Origin of the sequence: Rhizobium skierniewicense (assembly GCF_014196515.1) — a bacterium.
GTDB lineage: Bacteria > Pseudomonadota > Alphaproteobacteria > Rhizobiales > Rhizobiaceae > Agrobacterium > Agrobacterium skierniewicense.
This window is the reverse complement of sequence record NZ_JACIDV010000008.1, coordinates 55,840-76,779: the sequence shown is the minus strand read 5'-3', so window position 1 is coordinate 76,779 and position 20,940 is coordinate 55,840. Positions and strand designations below refer to the sequence as shown.

General features: G+C 56.5%; 22 protein-coding genes, 1 pseudogene and 1 riboswitch. Of the genes and pseudogenes, 10 read left to right on the top strand and 13 right to left on the bottom strand.

The genetic code is table 11. The features are described 5' to 3' along the window. Positions 1-350: 350 nt before the first annotated feature. Both GGQ73_RS14235 and GGQ73_RS14230 read left to right on the top strand, forming a co-directional pair. Positions 351-1,295: a transposase gene (locus GGQ73_RS14235; RefSeq protein ID WP_183896865.1), complete on the top strand. Its 945-nt coding sequence runs from the start codon at positions 351-353 to the stop codon at positions 1,293-1,295. A gap of 246 nt (positions 1,296-1,541) precedes the next feature. Then, a pseudogene (locus GGQ73_RS14230) lies at positions 1,542-2,896 on the top strand (ISNCY family transposase). Between the two features lie 648 nt (positions 2,897-3,544). Here GGQ73_RS14230 and GGQ73_RS14225 read toward each other — a convergent pair. The 4 genes from GGQ73_RS14225 to blh are packed head-to-tail and all read right to left on the bottom strand — an operon-like array spanning position 3,545 to position 6,010. Beyond that, entirely contained in the window at positions 3,545-3,976 is a 432-nt protein-coding gene (locus GGQ73_RS14225; protein WP_183896864.1) for a DUF6691 family protein, read from the bottom strand. After that, on the bottom strand, positions 3,973-4,383 hold the full coding sequence (locus GGQ73_RS14220) for a YeeE/YedE family protein (protein WP_183896863.1): 411 nt from the start codon (positions 4,381-4,383) through the stop codon (positions 3,973-3,975). Before GGQ73_RS14220 ends, GGQ73_RS14225 begins: the two co-directional genes overlap by 4 nt. Further along, on the bottom strand, positions 4,380-4,721 hold the full coding sequence (bigR, locus tag GGQ73_RS14215) for a sulfite-sensing transcriptional repressor BigR (RefSeq protein ID WP_183896862.1): 342 nt from the start codon (positions 4,719-4,721) through the stop codon (positions 4,380-4,382). The genes GGQ73_RS14220 and bigR overlap by 4 nt, the downstream gene beginning before the upstream one ends. Next, on the bottom strand, positions 4,712-6,010 hold the full coding sequence (blh, locus tag GGQ73_RS14210; RefSeq protein WP_183896861.1) for a bifunctional sulfur transferase/dioxygenase Blh: 1,299 nt from the start codon (positions 6,008-6,010) through the stop codon (positions 4,712-4,714). The genes bigR and blh overlap by 10 nt, the downstream gene beginning before the upstream one ends. A gap of 359 nt (positions 6,011-6,369) precedes the next feature. Between blh and GGQ73_RS14205 the strand changes: the two genes are divergently transcribed. Genes GGQ73_RS14205 through fghA form a run of 3 tightly spaced genes read left to right on the top strand, consistent with a single transcriptional unit; the run spans position 6,370 to position 8,360 of the window. Next, positions 6,370-6,816: a YaiI/YqxD family protein gene (locus tag GGQ73_RS14205; protein WP_183896860.1), complete on the top strand. Its 447-nt coding sequence runs from the start codon at positions 6,370-6,372 to the stop codon at positions 6,814-6,816. A gap of 21 nt (positions 6,817-6,837) precedes the next feature. Then, a complete protein-coding gene (locus tag GGQ73_RS14200) occupies positions 6,838-7,500 on the top strand; it encodes a DUF1345 domain-containing protein (protein ID WP_183896859.1) in 663 nt (220 codons plus the stop codon). 26 nt (positions 7,501-7,526) lie between these two features. After that, positions 7,527-8,360, top strand: coding sequence for an S-formylglutathione hydrolase (fghA, locus tag GGQ73_RS14195; protein WP_183896858.1), 834 nt, complete (start codon positions 7,527-7,529; stop codon positions 8,358-8,360). A 20-nt stretch (positions 8,361-8,380) separates the two neighbouring features. Here the strand turns inward: fghA and GGQ73_RS14190 are convergent, their stop codons facing one another. The 6 genes from GGQ73_RS14190 to crcB all read right to left on the bottom strand — a co-directional run bounded on the left by GGQ73_RS14190 (position 8,381) and on the right by crcB (position 13,205). Continuing rightward, positions 8,381-9,691 carry an alpha/beta hydrolase family protein gene (locus GGQ73_RS14190; RefSeq protein ID WP_210290128.1) on the bottom strand — a complete coding sequence of 437 codons (1,311 nt, stop codon included), beginning with the start codon at positions 9,689-9,691 and terminating at the stop codon, positions 8,381-8,383. Between the two features lie 55 nt (positions 9,692-9,746). Continuing rightward, positions 9,747-10,238 (bottom strand): hypothetical protein, encoded by a 492-nt coding sequence (locus GGQ73_RS14185; RefSeq protein ID WP_183896857.1) that lies wholly within the window; start codon positions 10,236-10,238, stop codon positions 9,747-9,749. Positions 10,239-10,309: 71 nt separating this feature from the next. Next, positions 10,310-11,107, bottom strand: coding sequence for an ATP12 family chaperone protein (locus GGQ73_RS14180; RefSeq protein WP_183896856.1), 798 nt, complete (start codon positions 11,105-11,107; stop codon positions 10,310-10,312). Positions 11,108-11,119: 12 nt separating this feature from the next. Continuing rightward, the gene (locus tag GGQ73_RS14175) at positions 11,120-11,776 is read right to left on the bottom strand and encodes an HAD-IA family hydrolase (protein WP_183896855.1); all 657 of its coding nucleotides are present in this window, start codon (positions 11,774-11,776) and stop codon (positions 11,120-11,122) included. Further along, the gene (locus tag GGQ73_RS14170; RefSeq protein ID WP_174153252.1) at positions 11,773-12,765 is read right to left on the bottom strand and encodes an RluA family pseudouridine synthase; all 993 of its coding nucleotides are present in this window, start codon (positions 12,763-12,765) and stop codon (positions 11,773-11,775) included. The genes GGQ73_RS14175 and GGQ73_RS14170 overlap by 4 nt, the downstream gene beginning before the upstream one ends. A 62-nt stretch (positions 12,766-12,827) precedes the next feature. Further along, positions 12,828-13,205, bottom strand: a complete 378-nt coding sequence (gene crcB / locus GGQ73_RS14165) for a fluoride efflux transporter CrcB (protein ID WP_183896854.1) — start codon at positions 13,203-13,205, stop codon at positions 12,828-12,830. A 210-nt stretch (positions 13,206-13,415) separates the two neighbouring features. Between crcB and GGQ73_RS14160 the strand changes: the two genes are divergently transcribed. Continuing rightward, positions 13,416-13,703 carry a hypothetical protein gene (locus GGQ73_RS14160; protein WP_183896853.1) on the top strand — a complete coding sequence of 96 codons (288 nt, stop codon included), beginning with the start codon at positions 13,416-13,418 and terminating at the stop codon, positions 13,701-13,703. A 60-nt stretch (positions 13,704-13,763) separates the two neighbouring features. Here the strand turns inward: GGQ73_RS14160 and GGQ73_RS14155 are convergent, their stop codons facing one another. Continuing rightward, positions 13,764-14,765: a copper chaperone PCu(A)C gene (locus tag GGQ73_RS14155; protein WP_183896852.1), complete on the bottom strand. Its 1,002-nt coding sequence runs from the start codon at positions 14,763-14,765 to the stop codon at positions 13,764-13,766. A 70-nt stretch (positions 14,766-14,835) separates the two neighbouring features. Continuing rightward, positions 14,836-15,243 (bottom strand): hypothetical protein, encoded by a 408-nt coding sequence (locus GGQ73_RS14150; protein WP_183896851.1) that lies wholly within the window; start codon positions 15,241-15,243, stop codon positions 14,836-14,838. 130 nt (positions 15,244-15,373) lie between these two features. Here GGQ73_RS14150 and GGQ73_RS14145 point away from each other — a divergent pair, with 130 nt between their 5' ends. From GGQ73_RS14145 to gcvP, 4 genes are all read left to right on the top strand, one after another. Then, positions 15,374-15,559 carry a DUF3008 family protein gene (locus GGQ73_RS14145; RefSeq protein ID WP_174153251.1) on the top strand — a complete coding sequence of 62 codons (186 nt, stop codon included), beginning with the start codon at positions 15,374-15,376 and terminating at the stop codon, positions 15,557-15,559. 127 nt (positions 15,560-15,686) lie between these two features. After that, a riboswitch (glycine riboswitch) is annotated at positions 15,687-15,774 on the top strand. A gap of 153 nt (positions 15,775-15,927) precedes the next feature. Further along, complete coding sequence (gene gcvT / locus GGQ73_RS14140; protein ID WP_183896850.1) at positions 15,928-17,067, top strand: glycine cleavage system aminomethyltransferase GcvT; 1,140 nt, start codon at positions 15,928-15,930, stop codon at positions 17,065-17,067. A gap of 15 nt (positions 17,068-17,082) precedes the next feature. Further along, entirely contained in the window at positions 17,083-17,445 is a 363-nt protein-coding gene (gene gcvH / locus GGQ73_RS14135; protein ID WP_174153220.1) for a glycine cleavage system protein GcvH, read from the top strand. Further along, positions 17,445-20,309 (top strand): aminomethyl-transferring glycine dehydrogenase, encoded by a 2,865-nt coding sequence (gene gcvP / locus GGQ73_RS14130; protein WP_183896849.1) that lies wholly within the window; start codon positions 17,445-17,447, stop codon positions 20,307-20,309. Before gcvH ends, gcvP begins: the two co-directional genes overlap by 1 nt. Before the next feature lie 67 nt (positions 20,310-20,376). Here gcvP and GGQ73_RS14125 read toward each other — a convergent pair whose 3' ends face one another. Next, positions 20,377-20,880, bottom strand: coding sequence for a hypothetical protein (locus GGQ73_RS14125; RefSeq protein ID WP_174153218.1), 504 nt, complete (start codon positions 20,878-20,880; stop codon positions 20,377-20,379). Between the last annotated feature and the right edge of the window lie 60 nt (positions 20,881-20,940).

Below are 20,940 nucleotides of genomic sequence, written 5' to 3'. Positions count from 1 at the left end.
GCATGGCCATGATTGACGCTGCAATCGAACCTCCAGAGGGACTGGTCGCTCTCGCGCCGCCGGACTTCAATGTAACGACACAGAAGTACGTGACACGCGTCGAGACGGCTAGGGTAGGGCTCTTTTGCACATGCGGAGGGCGGGCGCGGATGCATGGACGAAGGCAGATCCTCATATCTGATGTCCCTCGGTCGGGGTCTCCAGTCGCTTTGCTCGTGAGCTACCATCGGATGTGGTGTCATAAGTGTTTGACATCCTATCGCCAGACGATTCCGGGAGTTGAGGAAAATTTTCGGACGACTTCTCGCCTCGTCGAATATCTGCGACGAGAGGCAGACTCGAGCGTCTCAGTGTCCGAATTGGCGGTGCGAGTTGGCCTTGACCGAAAGACGGTTCGCAAAATTCTTGTCGATCAGGCGGAAAAAAGCTTGTTGAAGCACCTTCAGTCGACGCCGCAAGTACTAGGTGTTGCTAAGTGCGAGATCGGCGGTCGGACGGCAACTGTGATGTGGGATGTCTGCGATCGTCGCGTCATTCACTATATCATGTCAGGTAGGGCGGCCGACATCCGCAGGTGGCTTCAAGGTATGCCAGACAAAGGTGCCATCGTGGTTGCGGTGGTCGACACCGTGGACAGTCTTTTCAATGTCGTGGCAGAGACGTTGCCGGATTCCATGATCGCAGTGAATCCCTTCCTGATACGCGAGCGAATGCTGGAGATTGGCTCGGAACTCCTGTCGAAAAGCCAGTTTAAGGCATTCAAGAAGACTGATCCGTACTTATTGTCCTTCAGGTCGTTTGCGGAACCTGTCCAACGATCGTTGAATATCGTTGAAGTAAATCCTTACCTGGAACACGCTTATGCAGCCCGCAAGGCCTTCCACCGCGTATGGAAAGCCCGTGATCCGGTAAAGGTGGCGCGCGCGCTAGATCAGTTCCTTGAAGGCCTTCCTAAGGTACTCCGTAGGTCTAATACAGACATCGTTAGGGCCGTGGAACAATGGCATGAGCAGCTTTCCGGCTCGGTCACAATCCCTGGGCTTTCTCGCTACACGACTGGGCGGTCAATGCTTGGCTCCACATCGTCGAAAGCTATCGTCGACGGATGCGGCATCTTTAGGCATCAACCGTTCGATGACGAAAGCTATGCGCTTTGTCATTTCTGTCTGAACGAATCCCAGCGCTGGACAAACAAGACGCGCCGGATGGTATGGAAATCGCTTGGAGGATCATCGAGGACGTTTTCAGTGATCCGAACGTCATGTGTTGAATGCAACGGTCTCGTTGGCGAATGAATTTCGCAACAACCAAATGGCTCTTTTACCGGACCAGCAGAGAGCCATTTCCGTAAAAGCAACGCGAACGCAATAAAAACAAAATGGCTCGGTTGTTCCATAATATATATTATGCAATCTTTGTATGTAACGCCCTTTTAGTAATGCGACACCTTCCTCGCACGACGACGCTGGTCAATATCAACGTTGGGAGCAAGGATGCGACGATGTTCAGCCTGACAGCGGTCAGGAGGGTTCGGAGTTGCCATGTCCTTTTTGATCACCATGTCGCAGAAAGAATTGCATCGCCTCGAAGTCATCCAGAAGATTCACGATCGGCGCCTGAGTGTTGTCCAGGCCGCCGGCGTGCTCGGCATCAGCCGCAGCCAGATGCATCGGTTGTTAAATGCATATGAGACGTACGGCATGCCCGGTCTGGTCTCTAAGAAGCGTCAGCAACCAAGCAACCGGCGTCACAGCAAGGATTTTCGCAACACCGTTCTCGATCTTGTCAGAGAACGGTATGCCGATTTCGGCCCGACCTTGGCTCGTGAGAAGCTGATTGAACGGCACCAACTGGCGATCGGCAAGGAACCGCTGCGCCAGTGGATGACCGAGGCAGGCATCTGGATATCACGGAAAGAACGCACGAAACGCGTCTTTCAACCACGCGGCCGGCGCGATTGGTTTGGCGAGCTCGTGCAGATCGATGGATCTCATCACCGGTGGTTCGAGAACCGCGGCCCAAAATGCGCCCTGCTCGTCTACATCGATGACGCCACCGGAAAGCTGTTGCACCTGCGCTTTGCCGGATCTGAGAACACATTCGACTATTTGCATGCGACAAAAGCTTATTTGCAGCAATGGGGTAAACCGCTGGCTTTCTACAGCGACAAGCATGGCGTGTTTCGTTCTACACATGCTTCGCAGAAAGATCGAACGAGTGGGCTAACGCAGTTTGGACGCGCACTCTATGAGCTGAACATCGACATCATCTGCGCCAATACCCCACAGGCCAAGGGCCGGGTTGAACGGGCCAATCAGACTCTGCAGGATCGACTGGTCAAGGAGCTGCGGCTCCGCGGTATCGACACGATAGAGGCTGCCAATAATTATGCTCCAGAATTTATTGTCGATTTCAATGCCCGCTTCGGCAAGCCACCACGCAATCCGAAAGATATGTACCGTCCCCTCGCCGCCCATGAGAACCTCGACGGCGCCATGTGCCGCAAAGAAGTCGGCACGCTGTCTCAGTCTCTGAAGCTGCGCTATGACAAGGTGATATTCACCCTAGATCCAACGGAACGGGCAACGTCGCTCGCAGGTCAAAAAGTCATCGTTTGCGATTATCCAGGCGGCCGCCTGTGGTTGAGAACAAGCGACTGGATGACATGCTGTCACTGGTTGCGGAGATGCAGGAAGGCCGCGATCTACAGCGCAGCAAGCGTGGGCCGCGAAGAACCGGACAGACTAACAGCATGTTCGAGATTCCAGATGGCAGCCAGAGCAACGATTATCAGAAACGTGGCCGAAAACGTGGGCGCAGGACGGATTTCATGAACGATCCGGAAGTGATTGCAAGACGACAGAAAGCTCTCGCTCGACTGGAAGCAGCTGAATGAAGGCAGCTTTTGGCCCACTATGGACATAGGAGTTGTTCCAAGCAAAAGTTGAGCTAAGCTCTTCCAAATTAACTGGCATTCAAATTTGGAGATCAAATGAAAAAACATCTGCCAAGTGTTTTAGGCGGCATCGCCGCTGGTCTATCATCGTCGTTTGCAGGTGCTTTCGACGCTCCATTTTGGGTACTATGCATTGCGGCGGGATGCGGAGCTTTCGCGGGAACCTACCTCGGGCAGAAGCTCGCTGGCTAAAGGAATCCATCAAGGGCACAACGTCCGCTATTGGCACAATGCAGACGTGAGGACTGAGGAAGCTAAAGCCGAAGAAGCCGTTCCATCACCCGCCGCCTCCCGACCCTTGCAACCCGGCCCAGCCCGTCCGCTCGGGGGCTGACCGTCAGAGCACGCCGGCGGTCAGTGTCGCGTTTCTAACGGGCCAGCGGCGTTGCATCTCTAATCAGCTTTGACATTGTACTTAGCGGGGGTGAGTTCACGCTTGAAGTGCGTACCATCAATGATACCAATGGGTTATCAGTCAAAGGAAGATGCAATGGAGAGCTCTTACTCCCCTATTGATCGAGGTGAACGTCGCAAGGCGGTAGAGAGTCCACTGATTGCCTCTGTCTTTAAAGCTGGCGTCGGAAGCGCTCACATGCGTTTGCTCCATAATCTGTCATGTAAGGTCATGCCGACCAGCATGGCGATTACGAACAGAGCGGTTTGAGGCAGCCCTACCGAAAGGGATGCAATGGCCGGACCAGGGCAAAAGCCGCCCAGTCCCCAGCCGAGACCGAAGAGAATTGAGCCGCCGATAAGCGGTGCATCGACCCGCCGGTTTGTTGGCAGATCGAAGGTGTCGCGCAGAACCGGATGCGGCATGCGTTTTATTATCTGCGTTCCGACAAAGGCGATCATGACTGCACCACCAAGGACGAATGCGAGACTGGCGTCCCATAAACCAAAGATGTCGAGGAAACCTTGAACGCGTACCGGGTTCAGCATTCCAGACAGTGACAATCCAAATCCAAAGACCAAGCCGGAGCCAAGCGCCGCCGCAAATTGAGATATGGCTCTTTTCATAATCCGAGACCTCGAAGGACGGCGACGGCGACCACGCCAGCAGTCAGAAACGTAACGACGGCGACTATGGATCGCGGAGAAAGTCGTGCCAGGCCCAGTACGCCGTGACCACTGGTGCATCCAGACCCCATGCGCGTGCCGAACCCGACAAGCACCCCGGAAATGATGGCGAGCGGCCAGCCACCGGTCATCTGTATGACGGGCCAACCGCCAAAGAAAAACAGATAGACGATGGGTCCAAGCAGCAGCCCGAGGATAAAGGCGAGATTGGTCACCACATCGATCCCCAGCGCCAGACGCCCAACGATACCGCTGATCCCGGCAATGCGTCCGTTGAGGATCAACAGCATGACGGCGGACGTACCAATCAGCATGCCTCCGACTGTGGAGAGAAGAAATGTATTCACTGATCGTCCTCCACGCAGAAAATATCATAGAGCGCGCCGACCAGTTGTGCGGCCTTTTTCTCCGTTAGACGATAAAATATCTGCTTGCCCTCCCTTCGCGTTTCAACGATCCCGGAACTGCGTAGGACCGTCATGTGTTGTGACAGATGCGGTTGGTGAACATCGACTTTGTCTTCCAGTTCACCAACGGAGTATTCGCCATCCACCAGCGTGCAGACAATCATCAACCGTGCGGGGTGCGATAAAACCTTCAACAGACTTGAAACCGTGTCAGCACGCAGGGCCATCTCCGCAGGCGGCAGTTTAGTCTTTATCTTCGGATCCAAGTTCATGACCATGCGGCCCCCTTGAGTGCGTTCAGCGGAAACTTTAGATAGCGCTGGCCATTGGCTTCAGGTTCCGGCAGACGCCCTCCCCGAATGTTTACCTGCAATGCATGCAGAATAAGCTTCGGCATGGGAAGTTCCTTATCGCGTTTCGTTCGAAGCGCAACGAATTCTTCCTCCCCAAGACCGGCGATATGAGGATTGGATAATTTTTGACTGGCAACAGTGCTTTCCCAGCGCGGTGACCGACCGCCCGGTTGATAGTCGTGGCCGGTGAATATCCGCGTCGAATCCGGCAACGTGAGGATGCTCTGGATAGACTGCCACAAACGGCGAGCATCGCCTCCAGGAAAGTCGGCACGGGCGGTTCCGCCGTCTGGCATAAAGAGCGTGTCGTTTACGAAGGCCGCGTCGCCAATGACATAGGTTATGGAAGCGAGCGTATGCCCGGGCGAAAACACGACCTTTGCGTCAATCGAGCCGATCTTGAAGGTCTCACCATCGGCAAGTAGTCGATCCCACTGTGAGCCGTCAGTTGCGAAATCCGGCCAGTGGTAGGTCGTTTTCCATAGCTCTTGAACATCCACCACGCGCTCACCGATTGCCGTTTGCGCACCGGTCTTTCCCTTCAGATAGTGAGCTGCTGAAAAGTGGTCGGCGTGAGGATGGGTGTCGAGTATCCACTCGACGGTGAGGTCATTGTCACGGATATAGTCGACGATCGCGTCGGCGTTGGTCGTCGCAATCGCACCGGACTTCTCATCAAAGTCGAGCACAGGGTCTATGACTGCGCATTTCCGCGTTGATGGGTCGGACACGACATACTGAATGCTTGATGTGTGTTTATCGAAAAATCCCTTTACCCGCGGCTTTCGCGCTGCATGCTGACTTAGCCAAGTGACAGCGCTACTGGTATCGAAGCCGTGACGGCGCCCGAATTCAACCACCCCATCAACGGACATGCGAGCGTCAAGAGCCTCACCTATCAGATACAGGCTGAGGGATCGGGTTCCGGTTTTGCAATGGGCAAATACGCGGCCTTCCGATTGATCAACTGCCTGCTGAAACGCACGAACGTCCGCCTCCGTTATCGTCGTAACGCTGATGGGAATGAATGAATAGGAGAGGTTAGAGCGCTCCGCCTCATCTCTTTCAGCGCGGGTGCCCGGTTGAACATCGTCTTCTTTATCCAGCCTGTTGTTGATGAGTGTCGTAAATCCCAGGTCACGAAGAACCCTGATATCTTCGATAGAAGGCTGCGGTGCGACGGAGAGTTTTGGTGATAGTTCGACGGCTTGCATGACGGAATCCTCCAATACGATATACAATATATTATTATATATATCGTTTAATTGTCAAGCTGTGAGAAAACTCTCTCTGTCAACGAGCGACCCTGTGTTCCCCGGGAATTGATAAGGCCAAAGGCAAAAAAGCGACGTCCATGCCCCGCTCCTTCCGCTGCAACCCGGCCCGCAGGTTAAGTCTAGAGCTGATTGTCGGAGCCCGTGTCACACGCCTCACGGGCTGGCCGGCGCCCCACGAAGCTGCGGCTTCCATTTTCCATTTTCGAATGAGTGCCATCAACCGCCGCAAATAGCTCTTGGGTATTTTGGCCAGTCCTTCTAAAAGCGATCTGAAGATTAAGCGTAAGAAGAGAACGATGCCGCAAATCTATGTCGATGCCGATGCTTGCCCTGTGAAGGCCGAGATTTTGAAAGTTGCGGAGCGGCATGGACTGGAGGTGACGTTCGTGGCCAACTCGGGTTTGCGACCTTCCCGTGATCCCATGGTCAAGAATGTGATTGTCTCAAGTTCTTTCGATGCGGCGGACGACTGGATTGCAGAGCGCGCTGGCGACGACGATATCGTCATCACCGCCGACGTTCCGTTGGCTGGACGCTGCGTTGCCAACGGCGCGCAGGTCACCGGGCCAACGGGTCGAGTCTTTGACAAGACCAATATCGGCATGGCGACTGCGATGCGAGATTTGGGCGCACATTTACGTGAGACAGGTGAAAGCAAGGGCTATAACGCTGCATTCTCTCCGCGCGACCGCTCGCAGTTTCTTGAAACGCTTGACCGCCTCTGCCGCCGCGTCAAAAGATAGGCAGTGGATCGGAGCACCATCATGAAAGCCACCCAGCCCCGGGTCAGCAATTTTTACCGCCATCGTCCTTTTCTGATCGCGATATTTCTGGCTGCGCTGGTCTTGATCGGCTCACTCATCGCCGAGCCCTCCCTGGCGGTTGAGGGTGCTGCCGTCGTCTTCTTCCTGACATATCTGGTGATCATTTTGTTCCGGCTCCCTCGCCTCACCGCAAGTCATTTGAAGGCGCATGCCGATAGCGACGACCTGCCCGCCATTCTGATCATCGCGATCACCTTTCTGGCCGTAAGTGTAGCGGTCGTGTCTCTTTTCAGCGCGCTCAATCATACGAGTGGTGAAACGGTCTGGTCGCTCACTCTGGCTTTTCTGTCCGTCGTTTTCGGTTGGTTGACGATACACACCATGACCGCGATGCATTATGCCCACGTGTTCTGGCGTCCGACGAAGGCCACCGGCAGACAGCAAACGCACGGTGGCATGGACTTCCCCCAGACAGAAGAGCCAAGCATTTATGAATTCCTGTATTTCTCCATTGTCATCGGCATGACGGCGCAGACATCGGATGTCTCAGTGACGACCACATCGATGCGCAAGGTCGTGCTTTTGCATTCTATCGTGTCCTTCTTCTTCAACACCGTGCTGGTCGCGGCGGCCGTCAATGCCGCGGTGTCGCTCGCGACGTAATCTGCTCACCCAGAATAGGAATAACCATGAAAATCATCTCTCAAAACACCGCATTTGGCGGCATGCAGGGCGTTTTCACACATGATTCGGAGGTCAATAACTGCGAGATGACGTTTGCAGTTTTTGTCCCGCCAAAAGCGATCGAGGCGCCCTGCCCTGTTCTCTGGTATTTGTCTGGCCTGACCTGCACCCATGCCAATGTGATGGACAAGGGGGAATACAGGCGCATGGCGTCGGAGCTCGGACTGATCGTGGTCTGCCCCGATACTAGCCCGCGTGGCAATGACGTCGCAGATGAACTCACCAACTGGCAGATGGGCAAGGGCGCCGGGTTTTATCTCGACGCGACTGAAAAGCCCTGGGCCGATCACTACCAGATGTACAGCTACATCACACGAGAGCTCCCTGCCCTCATCTCTCAGCAGTTCCGGGTAGACATGACCCGCCAAGGCATCTTCGGACACTCCATGGGTGGCCATGGCGCTATGACGATTGCCTTGAAAAACCCTGACCGTTTCAAGAGTTGTTCGGCCTTCGCGCCCATCGTGGCCCCTTCGTCTGCCGATTGGTCCGCACCTGCCTTCGAGAAATATCTCGGAGAAGACCGGGCCGCATGGCGTCAGTACGATGCCTGCTCGCTGGTGGAAGATGGCGCTCGTTTCCCGGAGTTTCTGATCGATCAGGGCAAGGCCGACAACTTCCTGGAATCAGGCCTGCGTCCCTGGCTGTTTGAGGAAGCAATCAAAGATACGGACATTGGTCTGACGCTGCGGATGCATGATCGCTACGACCACTCCTATTATTTCATCTCCACCTTCATGGACGATCACCTGAAGTGGCATGCCGAACGCCTGGGTTGATTGTTGGCGCCGCCAAAAGATCAGTCCGGCTTGCGATGTTCCAGTCGCAAGCCCTTGGCGGTGCGGTTGGCGAAACCAGCCCAATAGGTATGTTCGGGTTTCAGGCTACCATCCTTGTTGGCGGCCCACACCCCATCGTCGGACTGCTCGACGAGGTCGAGGTAGCGCGCTTTTGTCTCGTCGTTCTTAAGCTTAATGTCGAACCATGCGGTGGCAAAGTGCTGCGCAATGTTGTTCATGCGTACCGTGTCCCATACGGGATCGGCATAGTGCTCGAACGGCGCAAAGCCGAGTTTCTCGTTCATTGCCCAGCTTTCCGCAGGTGCTGGCATGGTGGCGGCAGCATTGTGGTTGGCCTCAGCAAAGGTCAGGAGATAGCGGTCGACCGGCATCTTGCCTTCGAATATCTTGCGGATTCCCTTTTGATAGTCGGAGACATCGTCGGCGCTGCCTGCCATGAAAAAGATCGGCACCTTGATTTCAGCCAATCCCTTGTCGTCCCACATACCACGCTGCATGCCCCACGGCGCGATGGCGATGATGGCTTTGAAGCGCGGATCGAAGAGGGCTTGGTGCTCTTTGGTTCCTGCCTGGTGAATAGCCAGTGCGCCATCCTTCGCGCTCCAGTCAGCGCCCACCGCCGTCGCCGACACACCCGCACCAGCCGTCACCACGGCGCCATACCCACCCATGGAATAGCCGATCAACCCCGTATTGTTGACGTCGACCACACCTGACAGAAAGCTGTTTTTGTCAGTGGACAGTCTCCCGATTTCATCGAGAACGAAGCGCTGATCGAGCGGGCGGTTGACAAGCGTGCTGCCGAAAGCCTTCTGGTCGTCATAGGTGCTGTCAGTATGGTCGATCGACGCAACGACATATCCTTTGCTGGCAAGATTTTCTGCAATCGGGCTCATGAGGAAGCGGTTGCCCGGATAACCATGCGACATAATAATCAGCGGGAATTTTTCGCCATTCGCCTTGCGTGGCTCTGCGTCACGCTTGGCGCGACCCGTGAGGGATACCGATGTCTCTCCGTCGCGCAACAGAACGCTGTATGTGCCGCCGCCATCGGCATGATCGGCCGGGTACCAGACTTCCAGCTGCAGCGGACGGTCATAGCGCGGAGGCTCCTTGCCGGGCTCTCTATGAACGATATCGATCTGCTTTGGATTGACAACCTTGAGGCTGCGGACGCCGACGGGAAACGTGCCGTAGGGAGCGAGAAGCGGCGCGTCCGGTCTAACCCTGTCGATGCGGTTTTCGTCTGCGTGAAGGCTGAAGGGCATGAGGACAGAGAACGTCAAACCAATGATACCGATAAACTTCACCTTATCCTCCGTCAGCCGTTTCAACCATTGCCTATACAAAGATTGTGACGGTGAATTAAAAACGGCTCGGAAACAAGGCCGTCGTGACAGCAGATGGGTGGTTCAGACGAAACTCGGTGATCACCCGCTCGGCAATGCCATGTGCAAGTTCACGCTGGATAAAGGATCTATCGATGCCAAGAATGGTGGCGGTAAACTTTGTTTCTGCAATGACCTCGCCGGTCTGCACGGCGGCGGCACGCACGACAACACGAGCAGACGCGCGCTCTCCGAACATCAGCGACGCATTGGAAACGTTCAAGAGACGAATGGTCAGAACAACACGCGGGCGGGTTTTATCGCGCGTGGTAGAATCGATGGCGTTGGATATCTCATACTGGATCGACTGCATCAGCTCGGCCGAAATGTCGGGTCTGGCAGCCACGAACGCGCCACGGACATCGTAGAGCAAGCGGTCTGCATCACGCGCCTCGGGCTCAAGCCGGAAGGACATGAGGGCGAGCGACATGGGTAAAAGAACGCAAAGGCGCTTCAGCGAATGATGCATGATAGACGCCTCCCCCTACGTCAGGCTCTGCGTCCATCATCATCATTTACGGTTAGAAAACCGTTAAAACCTCAAGCGTGGTTTGCCCTGGCAGCATGCAGGACGTCAACGGCGGCGCGCATCTCTACAAACCGCTTTGCGGTTCTGACCTGAGCGTCGTCGTCTTCGCCCCATTGCTCGGCCGTCCAGTTTTCATCCAGATGGGCCAGTGCCCAAATCTCTTCTACGCTGCGTTCACCCTCAGCCAAGGCAAGCGCCAGAAGAGCAGAGCCGGTCAGCGTCGTCATGGTGTGGAGCGCCGCAAGCTCGATCGGAGTATCGTATTTCCTCACCGTCACGGCAAACGCGGCGATCGCTTCGCGCGGCTGGTCCTGATGCATGACGCCTTCGACCAGAATGAACCGTGCTCCAAGCGTGTTGGCGGCCCAGTCAATGATGGGGTCCCACTGCTCCGACTGGCGTTCGACCAAAGCCTGCGGCTCGCCTGCCCTGTAGCAAAGAAGATCGCTGGACGAAAAGCGCAGGATATCCTCGAACACCGCCTGCGGATCGCTGGCGATGCCATCGATGGCGGTGTTGATATGACGGGAAACCGGCATGATCGTCGGGTCAACGACCTCGACCTGCGCATCCCATTCATCTCTCAGCAACTGCGCAAGCGCGCGCGTCGGCACAGTCAGCACGCTTTTCGCGGGAGTGCGCATCGTCTTGCCGTCGAGCAGAACGGTAAAGCCACCCTCCTCCGTTTCACCCACGGTCACATGCTTGTAGAAACGCTTTGGCAAAGGCTTCTGCATCTGGATTTGCGAGCGGCGAATGGGGTCCGGATGGCTTAGACCCTCTGTCAAATCATTCAACAGGTCACGCATGATACGTCCTCATCAACCCGGAATGTGACCGGGAATTTCATTGGGGTGGTTGACGATGGCGTCAGCACCCGCTTTCCAGAGATCATCGACGGATGCGTAGCCCCACGAAACGCCAATAGCCTTGGCGCCGGCGGCCTTCGCCATCTGCATATCGTAAATCGCATCGCCGATAACAATGGTATCTGTCGGAACGATGCCCGTCTGGCCGCAACATTCCGTCACCATGGCCGGATGCGGCTTGGAAGGGCAATCGTCTGCCGTGCGCGAGACGATGAAATGCTGACGGAAACCGTGCGTGTCCATAATGAGGTTCAGGCCGCGACGAGACTTTCCCGTGACCGCGCCCATCAACAGTTCGTCACGTTTTGCCAGCACATCGACCATGGCATGGATGCCTTCAAACACTGGCTCTTCAAAGCCCGCCTCTGCGCGCGTTTCGGCATAGATCGCCTTATAATGCGCGGTCATCGCGACGGCTTCGTCATCCACATGCGGCTTTCCCTGCATGCGGGCAATGGCGATATCCAGCGTCAGACCGATGATGGATTTCGTCAGCGAGACGTCAGGTCGATCATAACCGAAATGGACGAAGGTGCGGGCCATGACCTCATGGATCAGTCCGGCGCTATCGACCAGCGTGCCATCGCAATCGAAAAGAACGAGTTTCATTCGTCGTCCCTGTCGCCATCGGCCACGTCGAGACCCAGCAGGTTCCAGGTCTGAACCATGTGCGGTGGTAGGGGCGCCGTTACGCGCAGGCGTCCACCAGAGGGATGAGGAATGTCAATCTTTCGCGCATGCAGATGCAGGCGTTTCTGGACACCGCCGGGGAAATCCCAGTTGGTGTCTTCGACGTAATATTTTGGATCGCCGATAATCGGATGGCCCATGTGAAGCGCGTGAACGCGCAGTTGGTGGGTGCGGCCCGTATAGGGTTCCATTTCCAGCCATGCGAGGTTTTGCGCAGCGGTATCGATGACGCGATAGTAGGATATGGCGTGGTCGGCGCCCTCCTCACCATGCTTTGCAATGCGCATACGGTCACCATCCGGCGTTTGCTCCTTGACAAGCCAGGTCGAAAGCTTGTCCTGATGCTTGCGCGGCACGCCTTTGACCAGCGACCAGTACGTCTTCTTGGTGTCGCGCTCGCGGAACGCGGCGGTCAGCTTTTGCGCGGCACCTCTGGTGCGAGCCACGACCAGAACGCCTGATGTATCGCGGTCGATGCGGTGAACCAAACGCGGCTTTTCGCCCTTGGAGCTCGTCCAGGCCTCCAGCAATCCATCGATGTGGCGATTGATGCCAGAACCGCCTTGCACGGCAATGCCAGCGGGTTTGTTGAACACGAAGACCTTTTCGTCTTCATGCAGCAACATGCGTTTCAACAGATCGACATCGTCGGAGTTCTTGAGATCGGTCGAACTGATCGGCCCGCCCTTGACCTTTGAATCGACATCCAGTGGCGGAACCCGAACCATCTGTCCGGCTTCCACGCGTGCATCGGTCTTAACCCGTCCGCCATCGACACGAACCTGACCGGAGCGCATCAGCTTTTGCAGCGGACCAAAGCCGAGGCCAGGGTAGTGAATCTTGAACCAGCGATCGAGCCGCATGCCGGACTCTTCGGCTTCAACCTTGATGTGCTCGATACCTGCCATGACGATTCTAGTCTTTCTTTTATTGGGCGCCGCATCGTTGATGTGCGGCATTTGTGTTGCCTTTAGAACAAACTGCGTCCCAAGGCCAGCCCGGCAAAGATGGCGGTGAAAGAAAGGGTGAGACTTCCCGCGAGATAAAGCGCCGCCTGCCCGACGTCTCCACGCTCGAAAAGCGCCACCGCATCCAGCGTGAAGGACGACCAGGTCGTGAAGCCGCCAAGGACACCCGTGACGACAAACACCCGGATTTCGGCCGAAGCGTCAAAGCGGCGGGCCACCACCTCGACCAGGAGGCCGATCAGGAACGCACCAACGATGTTGACGGTCATCGTACCCCAAGGGAAATTCGGGCCAGCGAGACGCACACTCCAAACGCCAACGAGATAACGGGCAACCGAGCCGATTGCGCCTCCGAAAGCCACAAGGGCAATGTTGAGCATGGGGTTCTCCAGCAGGAACGGACAACAATGAAAGCCGAAACGATGTCTACGACAAAGATCAGGAAAGAGAAAATACCCAACATCCCAAACGTCATAAAAAATCCATTGACGAATTCATGAAGACACGCCTCAAATACAACCGATGGATTTAATTGAGAATAAATTCGCCGCTGATAACGTGGTACAATTCAAGATCAGGAGGGTGATCGCATGGTGCAAGTTTTGACAGTCTCAGCGACCACCGCCGGATATGTGGCTGATAGCATCAAGTCTGTCCAGCGTCCGTCGAGAAAGGCGGAGGTCGAGCAGGCCGTTCGCGAGCTCACGCGCAAGACGGGTCAGAGGGACGAGACTGACATCAATGTGATGAACGCCGTCGTCATGCCATCCGCAATGTCGGCGCATTTTCTGACCGCCGGACAACATCAGAACCCGCAGGTTACTCTTGAGGAAGTCATCGAAGCCTATGAGGAAAACAAGGGTCGCGCAGATATCTGAGCGATTTCGTCTACAAGATTGGCTGCCGGGTCGAGATCTCTCCCCGGCAGCTCTTTCTGATCAGTTGTGCTGATGCTTTTCCTGGCCACCCCTGGCTGAGCCGACGTTCATCATCACATCGACCCTCCCGGCCTTTTCGAACGTCAGTGTTACCGGTACCTTATCGCCCTCGGCGAAGGGTTTGCTGACATTAAAGAACATGAAATGCAGGCCCCCCGGCGTCAGCTGAACCGTTTTGCCAGCGGGAATGGCGATACCGGCATCCAGTTTGCGCATTTTCATGACATCATTGACCATCGCCATTTCATGAATTTCGGCACGACCGGCGAGTGGCGACGCCACCGAAACCAGACGATCATCAACAGAACCATCATTCTTGATCGTAACGAAACCGCCGCCGACCGGCTGCCCGGGAAGCATGGCCTTGCTCATCGCATCAGAGATTTCCAAATCTCCGACTTTGACGACATCCTCCATCGCTTCCATGGCGCCGTGATCTGGGGCAGCCGAGCTGTGGTCATGCTCCATGCCTGAAGATTGCTGGGCGACGATGTGAATGGTGGGTGCCGGGTTTTTGAGCGCATGCGGGTCCTGGCCGTTTGCGGCAATCTCATCCCAGCGTGCTGTTCCCTGCTTCCCGCACACCTGCGTCACCTTGAATGGCAGGTTGGTATCCGCATCGACGCCGGAAATCTTCCCCTGCACATTGAAGGTATCGTAATAGGCATCCGGCAAATCGCCGCCCTTCCAGCGAATTTCCACCGGTCCGCTTTTAACCTCGGTGCCGTGGTTCATGTAACTCTTCTGGTAATCGCCTTGCATGACCTCGATGTCCCAACCTGCCTTGGGTTGTGGTTTCGCCGAAATGAAGCCCTCCGGAAGCTTGATGTGCACCTCTGTGGTGGCAAGGCCACTCTCGCAGCCATGCGGAACCTGAAGGGCGGCGACGATGGTGCTTTCCTGTGCGGCTGTGGTGTTGACGAAGCTGGTGTGAGCGAGCGCCGGCAGGGCAGAAGCGGATGTCAGCAAAGCGGTGTACAGCGAAATGTGACGAATATTCATCTTTGAATCCTCTCGATTGCGGCTCCTGGAGCGCGGCAATCATCGTTTCAGGCAAAAGTTATTATCAGGATCAAAGAGGAACAGGCGGTGCCCTGGCTCTGGGGCGGTGGTCATCGACACTCTGCGATGGCGACATGTAAGGCGTAGGGCGATTGTCCAGCCACGCGAAATGCGCCCTCACCCAGGACGTCGCGTCCGGTGTTGGGAGAAGAATGGAGGACGCCAGACGGCAGGCGTCGCAAAAGAGCGACGGCATGCCTGAGTGATCCGACTTCCTGGTTTTATGAGGCGCATCGACATCTGCATGCGCTTCGCAAATCTCGGCAAAACTTCCGTCGGGAAAACGGTAGGCTTCATCGAAAGCACGCGCAGGAGCCGCCAAAGCCTCGACCGGCCTGTGAGCAAAACCCAGCGACAGCATCAGCGTGGCGCAAAAGATGCGCAGAATCGTTGTCGCCGATACCAGTTGCTTGCTCATCGAGGCTCTCATGACACGAAGCGATATCTCGGTTTTTGTCGTAAATCAAAGCGCAATTGCGCGCGATGGGAACCACCGCATTCAAAGACACGTTTCCCCACCATTCGAAAACCCTGAGGAACAGATCATCATGCCCGCAAAGTCCAAAGCCCAACAGAAAGCAGCCGGGGCCGCACTTGCCGCCAAACGCGGCGACATGCCAAAATCACGCTTACAAGGTGCTTCAAAAACCATGGCTAAGTCCATGACAGAAAAGGAACTTGAGGATTTGGCGTCTACCAAGCACAAAAAGCTGCCGGAGAAAAAAGCCGGTTAGCTGCCTTCGCGAAAAGCGCAGGCGACGTGCCGCCGTCTCGTGTCAGGGATGGCGCAAGCGGAACAAAAAACTGCTTGGCTGCGTCATTTGGTCCTTGCCAAGAAACTGGCTTAGCAGATAATGAAGGTCTATCCCGCTGGGAGACACCGCTTCAATGCGGGGCCGAAGGAGCAACCGCCCCGGAAACTCTCAGGCAAAAGGACCAGCGGAAAAGGACGGAACTCTGGAGAGAAGCCACCTGCACAAGGACGGCTCGCCGAAGGGATAACAATCTCAGGCGACAAGGACAGAGGGGGCTCTTGAACCCGGCACTTTCAACGGTGTCTTGACATGAGCCCGCGCGACATCGCGTAACCCTGGAGGCGTCCTTGGCCGATACAGCCGAGTTACAAGTCACACCACTGCATTCCCTTCATATGTCTCTTGGCGCGCGCATGGTGCCTTTCGCAGGTTATGATATGCCTCTGCATTACCCTGCCGGGGTCATGAAGGAGCACCTGCACACCCGCACATCCGCCGGGCTGTTCGACGTATCCCACATGGGTCAGGTTATCGTGAGGGCAAAGTCAGGGAAGGTTGAAGACGCAGCGCTGGCACTCGAAAAGCTGGTTCCCGTCGATATCCTCACTCTGAAAGAAGGCCGTCAGCGCTATGGCTTCTTCACCGATGACAATGGTGGCATTCTGGACGACCTGATGATCACCAACCGTGGCGATCATCTTTTCGTCGTCGTAAACGCCGCCTGCAAGGACGCGGACGTTGCGCATATGACAGCGCATCTTTCCGATAGCTGCGATATCACACTGCTCGATGACCGCGCTTTGATTGCTCTCCAGGGTCCCCGTGCCGAGGCTGTTCTGGTCGAACTTTGGACGGGCGTGTCCGCCATGAAATTCATGGATGTGCGTGAAATTCCGCTGCATGACGTTCCCTGCATCGTCTCCCGGTCCGGATATTCCGGCGAAGACGGTTTTGAAATTTCTGTTCCATCCGACAAGGCCGAAGAGGTTGCGAACGCGCTGCTTGCACACCCTGACTGTGAAGCCATTGGCCTTGGTGCTCGCGACAGCCTGCGTCTCGAGGCTGGTCTCTGCCTTTACGGCAATGATATCGATACCACGACCTCGCCGATCGAAGCCTCGCTTGACTGGGCGATACAGAAGTCGCGTCGGACAGGAGGTGATCGCGAGGGCGGTTTTCCTGGTGCAAATCGAATTTTGGGTGAGCTGGCAAACGGCACGACCCGCCGCCGCGTAGGCCTGAAGCCGGAAGGTAAGGCGCCCGTGCGCGGCCACGCCAAGCTGTTTGCCGACGCAGAAGGCAAGACTGAAATCGGCGAAGTCACATCGGGGGGTTTCGGCCCGACGGTCGAAGGCCCTGTCGCCATGGGTTACGTGCCAAAAGAATTCGCGACACCTGGCACGGCTATTTTCGCGGAAGTTCGCGGCAAGTATCTGCCAGTGGCCGTTGCTGCCCTGCCCTTCATTACACCCACGTACAAACGCTAGTTTCCGGAGAGACCAATGCTGAAATTTACTCAAGAACACGAGTGGCTGAAGATTGAAGGCGATGTCGCAATTGTTGGCATCACCACCCACGCCGCAGAACAGTTGGGCGATCTGGTCTTCGTGGAATTGCCGGAAGTCGGCGCAACCTTCTCCAAGGATGGAGATGCCGCAACGGTTGAAAGCGTCAAGGCAGCATCGGACGTCTATTGTCCGCTTGACGGCGAAATCACCGAGATCAATCAGTCCATCGTCGACGACCCGTCGCTGGTCAACTCCGATCCGCAGGGTGCGGGCTGGTTCTTCAAGCTCAAGCTTGCCAACGCGTCCGACGCCGATGCGCTGCTGGATGAAGCGGCCTATAAGGAGCTTATTGCGTAATGACGACTCCCACAGAGTTCCATTTCACCGATTATCAGCCCTATGACTTCGCCAACCGGCGTCATATCGGGCCGTCACCGTCGGAAATGACGGATATGCTGAAGGTCATCGGCTATAACAGCCTGGATGCGCTCATCGATGCGACCGTACCCTCCTCCATTCGCCAGAAGACGCCGCTCGCCTGGGGCACTGCGCTGACGGAACGCGAGGCGCTGGATCGTCTTCGCGAAACCGCCAACAAGAACAAGGTCCTGACTTCGCTCATCGGTCAGGGCTATTACGGCACCATCACGCCGCCCGTCATCCAGCGCAACATTCTGGAAAATCCGGCCTGGTACACCGCGTATACGCCGTACCAGCCGGAAATTTCTCAAGGCCGTCTTGAGGCGCTGTTGAACTTCCAGACCATGATTTCCGATCTGACGGGTCTGGATGTCGCCAACGCCTCGCTCCTCGATGAAGCAACGGCTGCTGCCGAAGCCATGGCCATGTGCCAGCGCGTGGCGAAGTCCAAGGCGACGGCCTTCTTCGTGGACGCCAACTGCCATCCGCAAACCATTGCGCTCATCCAAACGCGTGCCGCGCCACTGGGCTGGAACGTCATTGTCGGCAATCCCTTCACCGATCTCGACCCTGTCGATGTTTTCGGTGCGCTGTTCCAATATCCCGGAACGCATGGCCACGTGAATAATTTCACGGGCCTGATCTCGCGCTTGCACCAGACCGGTGCGATTGCGGCCGTGGCCACCGATCTTCTGGCGCTGACGCTTCTGAAATCGCCCGGCGAAATGAAGGCTGACATCGCCATTGGCTCCTCTCAGCGTTTCGGTGTTCCCGTCGGTTACGGTGGCCCACACGCAGCCTTCATGGCCGTCAAGGATGCGATCAAGCGATCCATGCCTGGTCGTCTTGTCGGTGTATCCGTCGATGCGCGCGGCAACCGTGCCTACCGCCTGTCGCTCCAGACACGCGAGCAGCACATCCGCCGCGAGAAAGCCACGTCCAACATTTGCACCGCGCAGGTGCTTCTCGCCGTCATGGCCTCGATGTATGGCGTATTCCACGGCCCGCAAGGCATCAAGGCCATTGCTCAGCAGACCCACCAGAAAGCCGTGCTGATGGCAAAGGGGCTCGAAAAGCTGGGCTACGTGATCGAGCCTGAGACATTCTTCGACACCATTACCGTCGATGTTGGCCACATGCAGGGCGTTATCCTGGGCGCGGCTGTTTCAGGTGGAGTGAACCTTCGCAAGATCGGCGCAACCAAGATCGGCATGAGTCTCGATGAGCGCACACGCCCGGCGACGCTCGAAGCCGTCTGGCGTGCCTTTGGCGGTCATTTCTCGATCTCGGATTTCGAACCGGAGTACCGCCTGCCGAAAGATTTGTTGCGCACCAGCCAGTACATGACGCATCCGATCTTCCACATGAACCGCGCCGAGAGCGAGATGACCCGTTACATCCGCCGTCTCTCGGACCGCGATCTGGCGCTTGATCGCTCCATGATCCCGCTCGGTTCCTGCACCATGAAACTGAACGCGACAGCCGAAATGCTGCCGATCACATGGCCGGAATTTTCCGATATTCATCCCTTCGTACCAGCCGATCAGGCGCTGGGCTACAAGGAGATGATCGACGATCTCTCTGCCAAGCTGTGCGAAGTCACCGGTTACGACGCTTTCTCCATGCAGCCGAATTCCGGTGCGCAGGGCGAGTATGCGGGTCTCCTGACCATTCGCAACTACCACCTCGCACGGGGTGATGCGCATCGTGATCTCTGCCTTATCCCGACATCCGCACACGGCACAAACCCTGCCTCGGCGCAAATGGTGGGAATGCGCGTCATCCCGGTGAAAGTGCGTGAAAACGGCGATATCGATATCGATGATTTCCGTGAAAAAGCAAAGCAGTACGCAGACAACCTCTCGTGCTGCATGATCACGTATCCATCGACCCACGGCGTGTTTGAAGAGACGGTCCGGGAAATTTGCGATATCACGCACGCGCATGGCGGCCAGGTCTATCTCGACGGTGCCAACATGAACGCTATGGTCGGCCTGTCCCGTCCGGGCGATATCGGCTCCGACGTTTCGCACCTCAACTTGCACAAGACCTTCTGCATTCCGCACGGCGGCGGCGGTCCCGGTATGGGCCCAATCGGCGTCAAGGCGCATCTGGCGCCTTACCTGCCCGGCCACCCGGCCAGCGATGGGCGTTCAGGTGCGGTCTCGGCAGCACCGTTCGGCTCACCCTCGATCCTGCCGATCTCCTGGAGCTACTGCCTGATGATGGGCGGCGAAGGTTTGACGCAGGCGACCAAGGTCGCGATCCTGAACGCCAACTACATCGCGGCACGGCTGAAGGGTGCTTACGATGTGCTTTACAAGTCCGAGGCCGGACGCGTGGCACATGAATGCATCATCGACACCCGTCCACTGAACGACAGCTGTGGCGTGACGGTGGACGATGTTGCCAAGCGCTTGATCGACTGCGGCTTCCACGCCCCGACGATGAGCTGGCCTGTAGCCGGTACGCTGATGATCGAGCCGACCGAGTCCGAGCCAAAGGCCGAACTCGACCGCTTTTGCGACGCGATGCTCGCTATCCGTCAGGAAGCCCGCGACATCGAGGAAGGCCGGTCCGACAAGACCAACAATCCGCTGAAGAACGCGCCTCACACCGTGGAAGATCTGGTCGGCGAGTGGGATCGTCCCTACTCACGCGAACAGGCCTGCTACCCACCGGGTGCGTTCCGGGTGGACAAATATTGGTCACCGGTCAACCGCGTCGACAACGTCTACGGCGACCGCAACCTCATCTGCACATGCCCGCCGATGAGCGAGTATGCGGAAGCTGCGGAATAAAAAGCGAACGAACACAAAAAGGCCCGGAGCGATCCGGGCCTTTTCACTATAAGGAAAATGCTTATCATTAACGGGTTAGCTGAATATCAGCTGTAACAACCGTTGGTCCGCCAGCGCCATCCCTGTCGGTGGTGCGCAAACGCAAGCCGTTGTTGCCAACTTTCGTAATCGTCATTGCTGCGACCCGGTCCCCATTGATGACACGCTTCCAGGCGACCGAGAGATTGACGGAGTTGCCGCTACGGCTGCCAGAAAGTGCTGAAGGTATTCCGGATGGACCGACATAGTTGCCCCGGTAGCGCGTACCCGACGCACGCAAGTCGGCGGAAATTGCACGGCGGACCACCAACAGTCCGCGGCATGTTCCGTTCATTCGCAGGGTCGGACCCGAGGCGGTTGAGTCGAAGGTGCAAGTGACGTTGATGGGTTTCGAGCCTATTTTCATCGTGACAGTACCGGACCCCTTCCAGCTTCCTTTCAGTGAAGAAAGAAACTGGCTCTCGTCAGCCAATGCCGGGGATGCTGCCAGCCCTGCCGCGAGTGCGACGATGGAAATCAGTTTGGCGTTCATGCGCGTTTTCCTTGTTTGTGAAAATCGAACGCCCCACCGCAATGATGGTTCCTTTGCATC